The organism is Actinacidiphila glaucinigra, assembly GCF_900188405.1.
GTDB classification, from domain to species: domain Bacteria; phylum Actinomycetota; class Actinomycetes; order Streptomycetales; family Streptomycetaceae; genus Actinacidiphila; species Actinacidiphila glaucinigra.
In genome coordinates this window covers 65,838-81,416 of sequence record NZ_FZOF01000014.1, presented here as the reverse complement: position 1 = coordinate 81,416, position 15,579 = coordinate 65,838, and the positions used below count along the sequence as shown (strand labels likewise).

At 73.2% G+C, this 15,579-nt stretch carries 12 protein-coding genes; 7 read left to right on the top strand and 5 right to left on the bottom strand.

The genetic code is table 11. The annotated features are described in order from the left end of the window. Positions 1-338: 338 nt before the first annotated feature. A complete protein-coding gene (locus CHF15_RS25400; RefSeq protein ID WP_089226197.1) occupies positions 339-938 on the bottom strand; it encodes a hypothetical protein in 600 nt (199 codons plus the stop codon). Positions 939-1,126: 188 nt separating this feature from the next. On the opposite strand from CHF15_RS25400, the gene CHF15_RS25395 reads away from it, so the two are divergent. Continuing rightward, positions 1,127-3,874, top strand: a complete 2,748-nt coding sequence (locus CHF15_RS25395) for a penicillin acylase family protein (protein ID WP_245939037.1) — start codon at positions 1,127-1,129, stop codon at positions 3,872-3,874. 44 nt (positions 3,875-3,918) lie between these two features. Here the strand turns inward: CHF15_RS25395 and CHF15_RS25390 are convergent, their stop codons facing one another. Next, positions 3,919-5,223, bottom strand: a complete 1,305-nt coding sequence (locus tag CHF15_RS25390; protein WP_089226195.1) for a serine-threonine protein kinase — start codon at positions 5,221-5,223, stop codon at positions 3,919-3,921. A gap of 183 nt (positions 5,224-5,406) precedes the next feature. Here CHF15_RS25390 and CHF15_RS25385 point away from each other — a divergent pair, with 183 nt between their 5' ends. From CHF15_RS25385 to CHF15_RS25370, 4 genes are read left to right on the top strand one after another with little or no spacing between them, the layout of a single operon-like run. Beyond that, entirely contained in the window at positions 5,407-6,174 is a 768-nt protein-coding gene (locus CHF15_RS25385) for an SDR family oxidoreductase (protein WP_089226194.1), read from the top strand. Next, entirely contained in the window at positions 6,171-7,826 is a 1,656-nt protein-coding gene (locus CHF15_RS25380) for a long-chain-fatty-acid--CoA ligase (RefSeq protein ID WP_089226193.1), read from the top strand. The genes CHF15_RS25385 and CHF15_RS25380 overlap by 4 nt, the downstream gene beginning before the upstream one ends. Positions 7,827-7,882: 56 nt before the next feature. Continuing rightward, complete coding sequence (locus tag CHF15_RS25375; RefSeq protein WP_018558991.1) at positions 7,883-8,491, top strand: TetR/AcrR family transcriptional regulator; 609 nt, start codon at positions 7,883-7,885, stop codon at positions 8,489-8,491. A 21-nt stretch (positions 8,492-8,512) separates the two neighbouring features. Next, the gene (locus tag CHF15_RS25370) at positions 8,513-9,499 is read left to right on the top strand and encodes an NADPH:quinone oxidoreductase family protein (protein ID WP_089226192.1); all 987 of its coding nucleotides are present in this window, start codon (positions 8,513-8,515) and stop codon (positions 9,497-9,499) included. A 422-nt stretch (positions 9,500-9,921) separates the two neighbouring features. Here CHF15_RS25370 and CHF15_RS25365 read toward each other — a convergent pair whose 3' ends face one another. Next, complete coding sequence (locus CHF15_RS25365) at positions 9,922-11,145, bottom strand: acyl-CoA dehydrogenase family protein (protein WP_089226191.1); 1,224 nt, start codon at positions 11,143-11,145, stop codon at positions 9,922-9,924. A gap of 3 nt (positions 11,146-11,148) precedes the next feature. Next, positions 11,149-12,174 carry a phosphotransferase family protein gene (locus tag CHF15_RS25360; RefSeq protein WP_089226190.1) on the bottom strand — a complete coding sequence of 342 codons (1,026 nt, stop codon included), beginning with the start codon at positions 12,172-12,174 and terminating at the stop codon, positions 11,149-11,151. Positions 12,175-12,305: 131 nt separating this feature from the next. Here CHF15_RS25360 and CHF15_RS25355 point away from each other — a divergent pair, with 131 nt between their 5' ends. After that, on the top strand, positions 12,306-13,223 hold the full coding sequence (locus CHF15_RS25355) for an ADP-ribosylglycohydrolase family protein (RefSeq protein ID WP_089226189.1): 918 nt from the start codon (positions 12,306-12,308) through the stop codon (positions 13,221-13,223). 104 nt (positions 13,224-13,327) lie between these two features. Next, positions 13,328-14,617, top strand: coding sequence for a glucarate dehydratase family protein (locus CHF15_RS25350; RefSeq protein ID WP_089226188.1), 1,290 nt, complete (start codon positions 13,328-13,330; stop codon positions 14,615-14,617). Positions 14,618-14,629: 12 nt separating this feature from the next. Here the strand turns inward: CHF15_RS25350 and CHF15_RS25345 are convergent, their stop codons facing one another. Continuing rightward, positions 14,630-15,550 carry an MBL fold metallo-hydrolase gene (locus tag CHF15_RS25345; protein ID WP_089226187.1) on the bottom strand — a complete coding sequence of 307 codons (921 nt, stop codon included), beginning with the start codon at positions 15,548-15,550 and terminating at the stop codon, positions 14,630-14,632. Positions 15,551-15,579: the final 29 nt, after the last annotated feature.

Here is a 15,579-nt window from a genome sequence, read left to right as displayed (position 1 = left end):
GTGCGGGGAGGGGCGTCCCCCCATCACCCCCCTCCGGCCGTCATGCGCCCCAACAGACGGGAGGGGGTGTGGCGGGGTGCGCCCGGAAACGACGAGCGGCGGACCCGGGCGCGGAATGATGTTGGGCTAAACCGCGAGCGTTGAGGACGTGCGCCGGCGCGGCCCCGACCCCAAACGTACGCAGCGAGGCGGTCACTGACCGTGCCGGGTAATCGGGAGGGCGGGCGGGGGACAGCCCGCCGCAGGCGCAACGGAGCCGCACACGACCACCGGGCAGCCCGGCGCAGCCGCCCGCAACCACAACGGCGCCGCACACAACCACGCGGCCCCGCGTCGGCTCATCCCGAAGGGACGAGCGCCCCCCTGGCCCCCACCAGCGCCGCCTCGCAAAGCACCGGCACCGGCACGACGATCCCGCACCGCCCGCACACGGGCCCCGCCCCGGGGTAGTGGTTGAGCCCGTTGCGCCACCGCAGCCGCTCCTCGCCGCAGACCGGGCACCCCGCCCCGGGCCCCGCGTCGATCGCCGCGATGAGGCGCCGAAGGACGTCCGCCAGCCGGTCGTCCGGGTGGACGCGGGGGTCCTCGCACCAGGCGACCCCGTTGCCGCCCCAGGTGCGCCGGTGCCAGTCGTCGAGCGCGCCGGGCTGCCGGATGCCGTAGAACTTCTCCTCCTTGCGACGGGCCGCGAACTCCCGCTCGTAGGTGAGCCAGACCGCCCGCGCCTCCTCCAGTTCCGCGAGGGCCGTGACGAGCCGGACCGGGTCCGGCTCGCGGTCGTCGGGCGCGATCCCCGCGCCGGTGCACAGGTGGTCCCAGGTCGCGCGGTGCCCGTACGGCGCGAAGCGCTCGAGGCACCTGCGCAGGTAGGTGCGGCGCTGGGTGGGGGAGCGCCGGGGATCGCGCACCTGTCTGGCGAGGCTCCGGAATCCGGCCATGGTGTGCCACCTCCGTCGTCGGTGTCGCATCGCTTTCGAATGGACGTAACGGACGGCGTTCCGGATCCATCCCCGAGGCGGCGAGTTCCAGCCGGGATGGCGTAGCTGAAACGTGACGCATGTTCACCTTACTCGGCGGTCATATTTCGAAGTAACCTGCGTCACACCGCGCTTCGGGAGGAGTGGTCATGCGATCCAGGTTTGGCAGGTTCAGAACAAAAATCAGGACGGCCGCCGCGGCGGCCGTCCTCGCTCTGGGGGCGAGCCTCGTCGCGCCGCTGCCCATGGCGGCGCACGCCGCCCCCGTCACCGACTACTGCCAGGGGCGGTGCTCGGACATCCTGCCGCCCGGCGAGAACGGCAACGCCACCCTCGCCCAGATCCTGCTGAACCAGATCTTCGGCACCCAGCCGGAGCACGCGGAGGACCAGCTCGGGCCGTACGCGAACCTGGCCGGCGGGTACCAGAACCTCACCGACGCCACGATCAACAACTTCTTCAACGACGCCTCCTTCGGGGTCCCGGCCGGGCAGGTCGCCTCGACGACCTCCCCCCGCAGCGACGTGACGATCACCCGCGACAAGAAGACGGGCGTGCCGCACATCTCCGGCACGACCCGGTACGGCACGGAGTTCGGCGCCGGGTACGCCGCGGCGCAGGACCGGCTGTGGCTGATGGACCTGTTCCGGCACGTGGGACGCGGCCAGTTGACCTCGTTCGCCGGCGGCGCCCCCGCCAACCAGGGGCTGGAGCAGGAGTTCTGGCGCGCCGCGCCGTACACCGAGGAGGACCTGCAGGCCCAGATCGACTGGATCGCCACGCAGAACGGCGAGCGCGGCCGGCAGGCGCTGGCCGACGTCAACGCCTACGTCGACGGGATCAACGCCTACATCGCGGCCTCCGACAGCGGCCGCTACTTCCCCGGTGAGTACGTGCTGACCGGCCACAAGGACGCCATCACCAACGCCGGAACCATCGAGAGGTTCAAGTCCACCGACCTGATCGCCCTGGCCTCCGTGATCGGCGCGCTGTTCGGCACCGGGGGCGGCGGAGAGGTGACCAACGCGCTGTCCCTGCTGGCCGCCCAGCAGAAGTACGGGGTCGCCGAGGGCACCAGGGTCTGGGAGTCCTTCCGCGAGCGCAACGACCCCGAGGCGGTCCTGACCGTCCACGACGGCGAGAGCTTCCCCTACGCCGTCCGGCCGGAGAACCCGCGGGGGCTGGCACTGCCCGACGCCGGGAGCGTCACGGTGGAGCCGCTGGTCTACGACCGCACCGGCAGCGCCGGCACCGCGAAGGCGTCCGCGGCCTCGAAGAGCGCCACCACCACGGCCCTGTCCGCGAACACCCGGGGCATGTCCAACGCGCTGCTGGTGAGCGGCGCGCACACCGCGAGCGGCCACCCGATCGCCGTCTTCGGCCCGCAGACCGGCTACTTCGCGCCACAGCTGCTGATGCTCCAGGAGATCCAGGGCCCCGGGATCAGCGCCCGCGGCGCCTCCTTCGCGGGGCTGAGCATGTACGTGGAGCTGGGCCGCGGCCAGGACTACGCGTGGAGCGCCACCACCTCGGCCCAGGACATCACCGACACCTACACGGTGGAGCTCTGCCAGGACGACGTCCACTACCTCTACCGGGGCACCTGCACGGCCATGGAGAAGCTGGAGCGCGGCAACTCCTGGAAGCCCACCACCGCGGACGGCACCGCCGCCGGCTCCTACCGGATGCAGATATACCGCACCAAGTACGGCCCGGTGACGCACCGGGCGACGGTCGGCGGCAAGAAGGTCGCCTACGTGGCGCTGCGCAGTTCCTACATGCACGAGGCCGACTCGGTCGTCGGCTTCCAGATGCTCAACGACCCGGCCGCCGTCACCGACGCGGCCTCCTTCCAGCAGGCCGTGCAGCACATCAACTACACCTTCAACTGGTTCTACGCCGACTCCCGGGAGGCCGCCTACTTCAACAGCGGCGCCAACCCGGTGCGGGCCGCCGACGTCGACCCGACCTTCCCGGTACGGGCCGAGCCCGCCTACGAGTGGAGCGGCTTCGACCCCGCCCACAACACCGCCGACCACACGCCCGCCTCGGAGCACCCGCAGTCCGTCGGCCAGGACTACTACGTGTCGTGGAACAACCGGCAGGCCAAGGACTACGACGCGGCCGGGTTCGGCAACGGCTCGGTGCACCGCGGCAACCTCCTGGACGACCGGGTGAAGAAGCTGGTCGCGGCGGGCGGCGTCACACGGGCCCAGCTCACCAAGGCGATGGCCGACGCGGCGCTGACCGACCTGCGCGGCGAGGACGTGCTGCCCGACCTGCTCAAGGTGCTGCGCAGCGGCACGGTCTCCGATCCCGCGGTGTCCGCGGCCGTCACCAAGCTCTCCGACTGGGTGACCGCCGGTGCCAAGCGCCGGGAGACCTCACCGGGTTCGCACACCTACGCCGACGCCGACGCGGTGCGGATCATGGACGCGTGGTGGCCGCTGCTGGTCAAGGCCCAGTTCGAACCGGGCCTGGGGAGCGAGCTGTACGGGGCGCTGACCGCCAACCTCACGGTGGACGAGGCACCCTCGGCCGGGCACGGCCCGACCGGCTCGCACGCCGGCAGCGCCTTCCAGTACGGCTGGTGGTCCTATGTCGACAAGGACATACGGGCGGTGCTCGGCGAACCCGTGCGGGGCGGCCTGGCCCGCACCTATTGCGGCGGCGGCGACCTCGCGGCCTGCCGGGACGTGCTGACCGGCACCCTCAAGCAGGCCGCCGCGCGGACGTCCGCGCAGGTGTACCCGGGTGACGAGAACTGCTCGGCCGGCGACCAGTGGTGCGCCGACACGGTCATCCACCGCACCCTCGGCGGCATCAAGCACGGCAAGATCAGCTGGCAGAACCGCCCGACCTACCAGCAGGTCGTGGAGTTCCCCGCCCACCGTTGACCCGTCGTGCACGGCCCGCGCGGGCCGGCGACCGGCCCACGGCCTCAGGCCAGGAGCCGGCCCGCGCGCAACACGATCCGCGCCAGTTCGGGGTGGCAGATGTCGCTGTGCGCCCCGGAGGGCGGCCCCCCGCGGGACACCACGGCCGAGGCGTCCACGCTCACGCACCCGGCCCGGGGGAACGCCCCGCGCAGCGCCTCGGCCAGCGGCACGTCCATGGTGTCGCCGACCGCCTTGATGCCGTCGTGGCCCATCGCCCCCCAGCGCTCACCGAGGTCCGCTCCAAAGCCGCGGTCGTCGCCCGCCAGCCGGGAGGCGATGGGGTACATCGTGCCGAGCGCCGTGTCGTGGCGGGAGTAGCAGGACACCACCGGGCCCGCCACCTTGAGCCGGGCGGTGCTCAACGCGCCGCCGTGCGCCCCGTCGTGGGGCAGCCGGGACGCGAACGCGTAGTGCGAGAAGGCGCCCTGGAGCAGGGTCACCGACTTCACGGCACGCACCCCGTCGGGCAGTCCGAGCAGCGCGTAGGAGACCAGCCGGCCGCCGAAGCTGTGCCCGACCAAGTGGACGGAGAGCGAGGGGTGGGCGCGGGCGAGCCCGCCGAGGATGGGGCCGAGCCCCCGCTCGCCGACCGCACCGGCCCGCCGCTTCATCGCGTAGTACGTCGCCTGGCGCAGCATCTCCTTGGCGCCGTTCCACAGCCGTGTCCATCCGCCGCCCGCCAGCGGCAGGCCGGTGCCGCCCTCCAGAGCCGCCGCGTACTCCTCGCAGGCGGCCACGGGATCGCCGCACAGGACGGCCGGTTCCGCCCCCGGCGCCGCGTCGGAGGTGTCGTCCGCGCACAGGGCGGCCACGGCCTCCGGCGGCACCCCGGTCAGCCGCCGCACCAGCGCGGCGAACTCCGCGAACGGCTCCTCGCCGTCCGGGCGTTCCTCCAGCAGCCCGGCGATCCGGCGGACGTCGTCCTCGTGCCCGGGGAAGACCGCCACGAGGGCGTCACAGGTGACCGTGTCGAGCGCCGGCTCGGGCCGCAGGGGCTCCGGGCCGGGCAGGAGCGTCCCGAAGTCGGGGATCGGCTCGTCCGAGAAGCGCATGGAGGGCCACAGCACCCCCGCGTAGCCCATGACCGTGCCGGGACGGGCGCGCCCGGCGAGCAGTCCGGGGACGGGGGCGAGGAAGCGGTCGTACAGGGAGGTCGCGCCGGAGCGGTCGCTGTTCCAGCCGTGGGAGAAGATCAGCAGGTCGGTGACGCCCTTCGTGCCGACGCCCGCGGTGAGCCGGTCGCGCTGCGCCCGGTCGGGGTCGCCGTCCGCGTCGAAGGTGATCTCCCAGTACGGCTCGACACTCATCCCCGGCATGACCGTCCCCCTGGTTCTCCCGGACCGATGCCGTCGCATCATCCCAATCCGGCGCGGATGCGGCCATACACCGCGCGGGGGGAATTCCGCCGCCGCCCCGGCGTGCCCTTCCCAAGGCCTGACCGACTGCTTAGTATGCCGACGGGAGCCCGTTCCGAAGCCGAAGGAGACGCGATGGAAGCGCTGCGCGATGCCCGGGTGGTCGTCACCGGTGCCGGAGGCGGGATCGGGGCGGCGCTGGCCCGGAGATTCGCGGCGCAGGGCGCGTGCGTCGTCGTCAACGACCTGGACGAGGGCGCCGCCAAGACCGTCGCGGACGAGATCGGGGGCATCTGCGTCCCGGGCGACGCCTCGGCGGTCGTCGAGCCGGCCCGTGCGGCACTCGGCGGCGGAGTCGACGTGTTCTGCGCGAACGCCGGCATCGGCGCCATGGCCGGGGCCGAGGCCGAGGACGCCGTCTGGGAGCGGGTCTGGGACGTCAACGTCATGGCGCACGTGCGCGCCGCCCGCGCACTGCTCCCGGAGTGGCTGGAGCGCGGCGAGGGCCGCTTCGTCGCCACCGTCTCCGCCGCCGGACTGCTGACCATGGTCGGCGACGCCCCGTACTCGGTCACCAAGCACGGCGCCCTGGCCTTCGCCGAGTGGCTCGCCGTCACCTACCGCCACCGGGGTGTGCGCGTGCACGCCGTCTGCCCGGAGGGCGTGCGCACCGACATGCTGCGCGCGGCGGGGCCCGCGGGCGACCTTGTGCTCGCCCCCACCGCCATCGAGCCGGAGGACGTCGCCGAGGCCGTGTTCCAGGGCATCGCCGACGAGCGCTTCCTGATCCTGCCGCACCCGGGGACGGGCGCCTACTACACCGCCCGCGCCGGGGACACCGACCGCTGGATCGGCGGCATGAACCGGGTGCAGCGGAAGCTGGAGGAGGGGTCCGGCGCGTGAGCCCGTACGAGAGCAAACCGTGGCTGCGGCACTTCGCCGAGGAGCTGCACACCCTCCCCGATCCGCCGGTCACCCTCCTGCACGCGTTCCGCGAGGTCGTCGCCCGCGTCCCCGACCGCACCGCGCTCGCGTACTTCGACGGACGCCTGGGCTACCGCGAGCTCGACGAGCTGTCCGACGGGCTCGCCCGGTACCTCGCCGCCCGCGGCTTCGCGCGCGGCGACCGGCTGGCGATCGTCCTGCAGAACGTGCCGCAGTTCGCGGTCGCGCTGCTCGGCGCCTGGAAGGCCGGCGGCACGGTCGTGCCGGTCAACCCCATGTACAAGGAGCGCGAACTCGCCCACGTGCTGGAGGACGCCGGGGTCACCGCCCTGGTCTGCTCCGACCGCGCCTGGGACGCGCACATCCGCGCGACCGCGGCCGGCTCGCCGGTGCGGATCCCGCTGACGACCAGTGAACTCGACCTGCAGACCAGGGACGACCAGCGCGTGCTGCCCGGTCGGCGCACCCCGCCCGAGGACACGGACGACCTGCTGGCCGCCGCCCGGGCGGGCACCCCCGGCCCGCCGCCGCCCGATCCCGGCCTGACCGCCGACGACATCGCGCTGATCAGCTACACCTCGGGCACCAGCGGCGTTCCCAAGGGCGCGATGAACACCCACGGCAACATCAGCTACAACGCCGACCGGCAGCGCGCGCACAGCGTCCTGCCCGACGGCGCCACGCTCTTCGCGCTCGCCCCGCTGTTCCACATCACCGGCATGGTCTGCCAGCTGGCCGCAGGCATCGTCGCGGGCTCCACCGTGGCGCTCGCGTACCGCTTCGAGCCGGGCGTCGTCCTCGACGCGCTGCGCGAGCACCGCCCGGCGTACATGGTCGGCCCCTCGACCGCCTACATGGCGCTCATGGCCCGGCCGGACGCCACCGCCGAGGACTTCTCCTCGTTCCGCCTGCTCTACTCCGGCGGTGCGCCCGTGCCGCCCGCGCTGGTCGCCGCCTTCCGCGAGCGCTTCGGCCACTACCTGCGCAACGGCTACGGCCTCACCGAGTGCACCGCGCCCTGCGCCGCCGTCCCCGCCGGGCTGGAGGCCCCGGTCGACCCCGTCTCCGGGACGCTCTCGGTCGGCGTCCCCGGCCCCGGCACGATGGTGCGCATCGTGGACGACAAGGGCGCCGACGTCCCCTTCGGCGAGCACGGCGAGATCGCCGTCCGCGGGCCCATGGTGGTGCCCGGCTACTGGAACCGGCCCGAAGCCTCCGAGGAGGCCCTGCCCGGCGGCGAGCTGCGCACCGGCGACATCGGCTTCATGGACGAGGAGGGCTGGCTCTACGTCGTCGACCGCAAGAAGGACATGATCAACGCGTCCGGCTTCAAGGTGTGGCCGCGCGAGGTCGAGGACGTCCTGTACACGCACCCCGCCGTGCGCGAGGCCGCCGTGGTCGGGGTCCCCGACGCCTACCGCGGGGAGTCGGTGAAGGCCTTCGTCAGCCTCCGGCCGGGGGCCGCGGCGGACCCGTCCGAGCTGATCGGGTACTGCAGGGAACGCCTCGCGGCGTACAAGTACCCGCGCGAGATCGAGGTCCTGCCCGAACTGCCGAAGACGTCGAGCGGCAAGATCCTCCGCAGGGAGCTGCGCGCACGGCGGGATTGAGTCACATACCGGTCGGTATGCTGTCCGGGCGCACCGGTACGGAGAGAGGGCAGGCCATGGCACGGAGCACCACCCCACCCAAGGCGACCGCGGCCGCGGTACCCCAGCGGCTGCTCGCCGAGGCCACCCGCCTCTTCGCCGAGCGCGGATACGACCGGACGTCGGTGCAGGAGATCGTCGAGGCCGCCGGCGTCACCAAGGGCGCGCTCTACCACTACTTCGGCAGCAAGGACGACCTCCTGCACGAGATCTACGGGCGCGTGCTGCGGCTGCAGATGCAGCGCCTGGAGGCGATCGCCGGCAAGGAGGCGACGCCGGTGGCGGAGCGCCTGGTCGAGGCCGCCGCCGACGTCGTCGTCACCAGCATCGGCAACCTCGACGACACCAAGATCTTCTTCCGGTCGATGCACCAGCTCAGCCCGGAGAAGCAGAAGGCGGTGCGGGCCGACCGCCGCCGCTACCACGAGAAGTTCCGCGCACTGGTCGAGGAGGGGCAGCGCGAGGGCGTGTTCCGGCAGGAGGTCCGGCCGGATCTCGTCGTCGACTTCTTCTTCGGCGCCGTCCACCACCTCGGCACCTGGTACCGCGAGGACGGGCCGCTGTCCGCCGGCCAGGTCGCCGCCGACTTCGCAGACATGCTGCTGCACTCCGTGCGGCAGCCCTGAACCGAACCGGGAGCAGACCGCATGAAGGCATGGCGAGTGCACGAGAACGGGGAGCCGCGCGCGGCGATGCGCCTGGACGAGGTCCCCGACCCGCAGCCGGGCCCCGGTGAACTGCTCCTGAAGGTCCGCGCCGCGAACGTCAACTTCCCCGACGCGCTGCTGTGCCGCGGGCACTACCAGGTGCGGCCGCCCCTGCCGTTCACCCCCGGTGTCGAGTTCTGCGGCGAGGTCGTCGCGGTCGGCGAGGGGGTCACCGGGCACGCGGCGGGCGACCGGGTCATCACCCCGGCCGCGCTGCCCGGCGGCGCCTTCGCCGAACTCGCCGTCGTCCCCGCCGCGGGTGTGCTGCCCGCTCCTCCCGCGCTGGACGACGCCGAGGCCGCCGCCCTCCACATCGGCTACCAGACCGGCTGGTTCGGGCTGCACCGGCGGGCGGGGCTCGGCGAGGGCGAGACCCTGCTCGTGCACGCCGCGGCGGGCGGGGTCGGCAGCGCCGCCGTCCAGCTCGGCAAGGCGGCGGGCGCCACGGTGATCGGCGTCGTCGGCGGGCCCGACAAGGCGAAGACGGCGCGGGACTTGGGCGCCGACATCGTGGTCGACCGGACCTGCGAGGACTTCGTGGCCGTCGTCAAGGAGGCCACCGGCGGACGCGGCGCCGACGTCGTCTACGACCCGGTGGGCGGCGATGCCTACACCCGGTCCACCAAGTGCGTCGCCTTCGAGGGCCGCATCCTGGTCGTCGGCTTCACCAGCGGCACGATACCCAGCCCCGGCCTCAACCACGCCCTGGTCAAGAACTACTCCGTGGTCGGCCTGCACTGGGGCCTGTACAACACCCACGACCCCGCCGCCGTGCGCCGCTGCCACGAGGAGCTCACCCGCCTCGCCGCGGAGGGCGCGATCAGGCCCCTCGTCAGCGAGCGCGTTCCGCTGGAGGGCGCCGCCGACGCCGTCCAGCGGGTCGCCGACGGCACGACGACCGGCCGCCTGGTGGTCGTGCCCGGCTGACCGCGGTTTGGGGCCGCGGCCCGGCTCGACGTGGTGGCATCCGGGCTCGCATCCGGGTGCCGCCTGCGGCGGCAGCGGTCGTCGAGTGGCCGGTTCGGGTTCTCGGGCCGCGGCATCTTGTGTTTGCGGCCGATTCGGCTCTCCCCGTCGCCTGTTCGGTGCGGGCGCCTTGCGTGCCGGTCATGCGGGGTGGTGTTGCGGCCGGGTGGCGCGGCAGTCGTCACGCCTGGGTTTTCGGGCCGTGGCACCTTGTGGCTGCGGCCGATCCCGCTTCCCGGCCACGCGCTCGGCGCGACCGCTGCTGTGGCACCGCCGCTCCGAACTCCCGACGGGCACCCGCCGTGCACAGGAGTTGCGGCGGGCGCGCATCGCGGCGCCTCCCCGCACACCGAGCCGGGGAGGCGCCGCGGCGCCGCGCGCGGTCAGCCCTGCTGGGCGTACCGCTTCAGTTCCCGCCGTGCCAGGGAGCGCTTGTGGACCTCGTCGGGCCCGTCGGCCAGCCGCAGCGTGCGGGCCGCCGCGTACAGCTCGGCCAGCGGGAAGTCCTGGCTGACGCCGCCCGCGCCGTGCAACTGGATGGCGCGGTCGAGGATCAGCCCGACCTTCTCCGGAGTCGCGATCTTGATGGCCTGGATCTCCGTGTGGGCACCCCGGTTGCCGACGGTGTCCATCAGCCAGGCCGTCTTGAGCACCAGCAGCCGCAACTGCTCGATCTCCACCCGGGCCTCGGCGATCCACTCCTGGACGACACCCTGCTCCGCCAGCGGCTTGCCGAACGCGACCCGTCCGGTGGCGCGCCGGCACATCAGCTCCACCGCCCGCTCGGCCATGCCGATCAGCCGCATGCAGTGGTGGATGCGGCCCGGGCCCAGTCGCGCCTGGGCGATGGCGAAGCCGCCGCCCTCCTCGCCGACGAGGTTCTCCGCGGGGACCCGCACGTCGTGGAAGACGACCTCGGCGTGGCCGCCGTGGTCGCCGTCGTCGTAGCCGAACACCCTCATGCCGCGGCGTACTTCGAGGCCGGGGGTGTCGCGCGGCACCAGGAGCATGCTCTGCTGGCGGTGGCGCTCCGCGGCCGGGTCGGTCTTGCCCATGACGATGAAGATCCGGCACCGCGGGTTCATCGCCCCGGAGATGTACCACTTGCGGCCGTTGACGACGTACTCGTCGCCGACCCGCTCGATCCGCGTCTCGATGTTGGTCGCGTCGGAGGAGGCGACGTCGGGTTCGGTCATCGCGAACGCCGAGCGGATCTCGCCCGCGAGCAGCGGCTCCAGCCAGGTCTTGCGCTGCTGCTCGCTGCCGAACTCGCTGAGCACCTCCATGTTCCCGGTGTCCGGCGCGGCGCAGTTGAGGGCCGGCGGGGCGAGGTGCGGGCTGTGGCCGGTGATCTCGGCCAGCGGCGCGTACTGCAGGTTGGTCAGCCCGGCGCCGCGCTCACCGGGGAGGAAGAGGTTCCACAGCCCGCGCTCGCGGGCCGCGGCCTTCAGCTCCTCGACGACCGGCGGCGCGGACCACACGGCCTCGCCCTCCGCCTCCTCGCGCTGCCGGTGGAAGACCGCTTCCGCGGGGTACACGTGCTCGTCCATGAACGCGAGCAGGCGCCCGCGCAGTTCCTCGGTCCTGGCGTCGTACGCGAAATCCATGGCTCAGCCTTCCTGAAGCGTCCGCAGGCCGTTGTCGATGAAGGCCGGGACCATGGCGCCGATCCGGTCGAAGCCGGCGCCGAGGGTCTGGCCGAGGGTGTAGCGGTAGTGGATGCCCTCGAGGATCACCGCGAGCTTGAAGTAGGCGAAGGCGGTGTACCAGGCGACCGAGGACACGTCGCGGCCGGAGCCCGCCGCGTAGCGCTCGATCAGCTCGGCGGGGGAGGGGTGGCCGGGCGCGCCCCCGGTGACGGAGACGGGGGTGCCCGGGGTGGGGCGCAGCTCGCCGTACATGAGCAGCAGCCCGAGGTCGGTAAGCGGGTCGCCGAGGGTGGACATCTCCCAGTCGAGGATGGCCCGGACGGTGTCGTCGGCGCCGATGAGGACGTTGTCGAGCCGGTAGTCGCCGTGCACGACCGCCGCGGGCGCGGAGGCGGGCAGGCGCGTGCCGAGCAGCGCCGCGAGTTCGTCGATGCCGGCCAGTTCGCGGCTGCGCGAGGCGTCGAGCTGCTTGCCCCAGCGGCGCAGTTGCCGCTCCAGGAAGCCCTCGGGCCTGCCGAAGTCGTCCAGTCCCACCGCCCGCGGGTCCACGGCGTGCAGCGCGACCAGGGTGTCCACCAGCCGCAGCACGATGTCCCGGGTGCGTTCCGGCCCGAGCTCCGTGAGCTGCCGCTCGGTGCGGTAGGGCGTGCCCTCGACGAAGTCCATGACGTAGAAGGGCGCGCCGATGACCTCTGGGTCCTCGCAGAGCAGCACGGCCCCGGGGACGGGGACGGGGGTGTCGTGCAGGGCGCTGATGACGCGGTGCTCGCGGGCCATGTCGTGCGCCGTCGCCAGGACGTGGCCGAGCGGGGGACGCCGGACGACCCAGCGGGAGACGCCGTCGGTCACCGCGTAGGTCAGGTTCGACCGGCCGCCCTCGATGAGCTCACCCTGAAGCGCGCCCGCCGGCAGTCCGGGCCGCTCGGCGTCGAGGTGCCGCCGCAGCCGCTCCAGGTCGAGTCCCGGTGGGTTCTCCGTCCCGCTCATCCTTGCTCCTCGCCGCTGCCGTAGCTGTCCCGGCTATCATGCCGACCAGTCGGTATGTCGTCCAGTCCGCCGCCCCGCCCGCCTCCGGAAAAGCAGGTGACCGGCGTTCGCGGCGCTGCGAGACTGACGCCATGATCCCGCCCGCCGCCCTCGACTCGCTGTACGGACTGGCCCACGGCGACGCCTTCGGCGACCGCTGGTTCTTCGCCTCGCGCGAGGAGCGGGAGGGCGCCATCGCGCAACGGATCACCCCCGAGGACGTTCCCTGGTACTGGACCGACGACACCGCCCAGGCGCTGGTGCTCTTCGGGCACCTGGCGGAGAACGGCGGTTCCGTCCGGCAGGACTCCCTCGCCGCCGGCCTCGCCGGGGCCTATGCCGCCGACCCCTACCGCAAGTACGGCCCCTCCATGCACGACGTTCTGCGCCGCATCGGCGACGGGGAGCGATGGGCGGAGGTCGTGGCCGGGCAGTTCGGCGGGCAGGGCTCGTACGGCAACGGCGCCGCGATGCGGGTGGCGCCGCTGGGCGCGTGGCTCGCCGCCGACCTGGAGGGTGCCGCCGAGGCCGCCGCCGCGCAGGCCGCCGTGTCCCACCACCATCCCGAGGCCGAGGCCGGAGCGGTCGCCGTGGCGCTCGCCGCCGCCTTCGCGGCCCGCAGCCGCGGCGGTCCGGCCCCGCGGGACCTGCTGACACGGGTGGCCGACCGGCTCCCCGGCAGCGACGTGCGCTCCGGGCTGCGCACCGCGGGCCGCTTCCCCGAGGGCACCTCGGTCCGGCACGCGGCCGAGGTCCTGGGCTCCGGCTACGGGGTCTCCGCGCAGGACACCGTCCCCTTCGCCCTGTGGTGCGCCGCGCGGCACCTGGACGACCTGGAGGACGGTCTGTGGGAGACCGTCGCCGGGCTCGGTGACATGGACACCACCTGTGCCGTCGCCGGCGGGGTCATCGCCTCCCGCACCGGGATCGACGGGATTCCGCCCGCCTGGCGCGCGGCGTTGGAGCCGCTGCCCGACTGGGTACCGGAGCCGTCCGGTGAAACGGCGTAACGCCGCCGACCTGCGCGTTCTTGACGGGCATCCGGACGCCACCTAGGGTCGCGTTCTGGTGGACGCATGGGATTCACATATGTGAACGCGAAGGGTGGCGTGCAGTGGCGCAGCAGAGGGATCTGACGATCACCGGGGTGAGACTCACCCCCGTTCTCATCTCCGACCCGCCGCTGCTCAACACCCAGGGCGTGCACCAGCCCTACACCCCTCGCCTGATCGTCGAGGTGACCACCGCCGCCGGCGTGAGCGGCGTCGGGGAGACCTACGGCGACACCCGCTACCTGGAACTCGCGAAGCCGCTGGCGGACGCCCTGCAGGGCTGCCGCGTCGACGACCTCAACAACCTGCCGATCCTCGCCGCGCTGGTCTGCGCGGTGCCCGAGGAGACCAGCGACGCGGTGGACGCCGGCGGCCTGCGCGGCGTCCAGACCGCCGACAAGCTGCTGCTCTCCGTGGTCTCGGCCTTCGAGGTGGCCTGCCTGGACGCCCTCGGCAAGACGCTCGGGCTGCCCGTGCACGCCCTGCTCGGCGGCAAGGTCCGCGACACCGTCGACTACAGCGCCTACCTCTTCTACCGCTGGGCCGAACACCCGGGCGGCCAGGGCGAGAAGGACGACTGGGGCGACGCGCTGGACCCGGCCGGGGTGGTCGCGCAGGCCCGCAGGCTGGTGCGCGAGCACGGCTTCACCTCGTTCAAGCTGAAGGGCGGGGTGTTCGCGCCGGAGCAGGAGATCGCCGCCGTGCGGGCCCTGGCGGCGGCCTTCCCCGAGCAGCCGCTGCGGCTGGACCCCAACGGCGCCTGGTCGGTGGAGACCTCGCTGCACGTGGCGCGGGAACTCGGCGACATCCTGGAGTATTTGGAGGACCCGGCCGCGGGCACCGCCCTGATGGCCGAGGTGTCCGCCGGCACGGACGTGCCGCTGGCCACCAACATGTGCGTGACGACCTTCCCGGAGATCGCGGAGGCCTTCGCCAAGGACGCGGTCCAGATCGTGCTCTCCGACCACCACTACTGGGGCGGGCTGCGCAACACCCGCGAACTGGCCGCGATCTGCCGCACCTTCGGGGTCGGCCTGTCGATGCACTCCAACACCCACCTGGGCATCAGCCTGGCCGCCATGACGCACGTCGCCGCCACGGTGCCCGGCCTGCACCACGCCTGCGACTCGCACTACCCCTGGCAGGCCGAGGACGTCATCACCCGCCGCCACGAGTTCCGGGGCGGCCGGCTGAACGTCTCCGACGCCCCGGGACTCGGAGTGGAACTCGACCGGGCGGCCCTGGACGCGCTGCACCGGCGCTGGCTGGAGGACGACGGCACCTTCCACGAGCGGGACGACGCCGCCGCCATGCGCAAGGCCGAGCCGGGCTGGGTCACCCGCCGCTGGTGACCCGGCCGGGCCTCAGGCCAGGCACTCCGGGATCCGGCCGCCGTTGAGCACGGCCATGTCGGTGATCACGGGCATCAGGTCCAGCGGGGAGCCGAGCGGCAGGCCGTCCAGCTCCGCGTACGCGCGGTGCAGATTGGCGACCAGCCGCTCCGGCTCGCGCAGCGTCGCGAACTCGCCCAGGTCGGCCGCCCGCGCCACCTCCATCGGCGTGCGTCCCGCCTTGTGGCCCTCGGCCGCCAGCTCGCCCACGAAGCGCAGGTAGCCCTCGACGGTGGCGTACACCGAGGGGTCGCAGATGCCGCCGTGCCCCGGCACGACGACCTCGGCGTCCAGCGAGCGCAGCACCTCCAGGGCGCTCAGCGAGCCCTGCAGCGAACCCATGGGGACGAACGGCGCGCCGCCGTTGAAGACCAGGTCACCGGTGAAGACGACCCGGCGCCCCGGGAGCCAGACGATGGTGTCGCCGAGCGTGTGGGCCACCCCCGGGTGCAGGAGCTGCACCTCCTCCTCGCCGACGTGGAGGGTGAGGCGGTCCTCGTAGGTGACCGTCGCCGGGAGCACCGGCACCTCGCCGTACTCCACGTCCGGCCAGATCGCGTGCAGTTGGTGCCCGGCCGCGACCTGCTCGGTGACGCACGCGGAGTGGCCGACGATCCGGGCCCCGTCCGCGAAGACGCCGTTGCCGTAGGTGTGGTCGCCGTGGTGGTGGGTGTTGACCACGTGTGCGGGCATCGGCGCGCCGGAGGCGACGAGGGCGTCGCGCAGCAGCAGCGCCCGGCGCTCGGTGGCGGCGGTGTCGATCAGCAGCGTGCTGCTCCCGTCGGTCACCCAGCCCGCGTTGTTGAGGCACCAACCCCCGTCCGGCTGGACGTAGGCGTGGACCCCGGGAGCGACTTCCTCGGTGAACGGGTGCTCGGTGTGCAGCTGTGACATTTTGACGCCCTTCCCTGGTCAGACGCATG

Bases quoted from the DNA above. Each gene is read 5' to 3' on its own strand.
- CHF15_RS25400 (WP_089226197.1), bottom strand. From the start codon at position 938: ATGGCCGGATTCCGGAGCCTCGCCAGACAGGTGCGCGATCCCCGGCGC.
- CHF15_RS25395 (WP_245939037.1), top strand. From the start codon at position 1,127: ATGCGATCCAGGTTTGGCAGGTTCAGAACAAAAATCAGGACGGCCGCC.
- CHF15_RS25390 (WP_089226195.1), bottom strand. From the start codon at position 5,223: ATGAGTGTCGAGCCGTACTGGGAGATCACCTTCGACGCGGACGGCGAC.
- CHF15_RS25385 (WP_089226194.1), top strand. From the start codon at position 5,407: ATGGAAGCGCTGCGCGATGCCCGGGTGGTCGTCACCGGTGCCGGAGGC.
- CHF15_RS25375 (WP_018558991.1), top strand. From the start codon at position 7,883: ATGGCACGGAGCACCACCCCACCCAAGGCGACCGCGGCCGCGGTACCC.
- CHF15_RS25370 (WP_089226192.1), top strand. From the start codon at position 8,513: ATGAAGGCATGGCGAGTGCACGAGAACGGGGAGCCGCGCGCGGCGATG.
- CHF15_RS25365 (WP_089226191.1), bottom strand. From the start codon at position 11,145: ATGGATTTCGCGTACGACGCCAGGACCGAGGAACTGCGCGGGCGCCTG.
- CHF15_RS25360 (WP_089226190.1), bottom strand. From the start codon at position 12,174: ATGAGCGGGACGGAGAACCCACCGGGACTCGACCTGGAGCGGCTGCGG.
- CHF15_RS25355 (WP_089226189.1), top strand. From the start codon at position 12,306: ATGATCCCGCCCGCCGCCCTCGACTCGCTGTACGGACTGGCCCACGGC.
- CHF15_RS25345 (WP_089226187.1), bottom strand. From the start codon at position 15,550: ATGTCACAGCTGCACACCGAGCACCCGTTCACCGAGGAAGTCGCTCCC.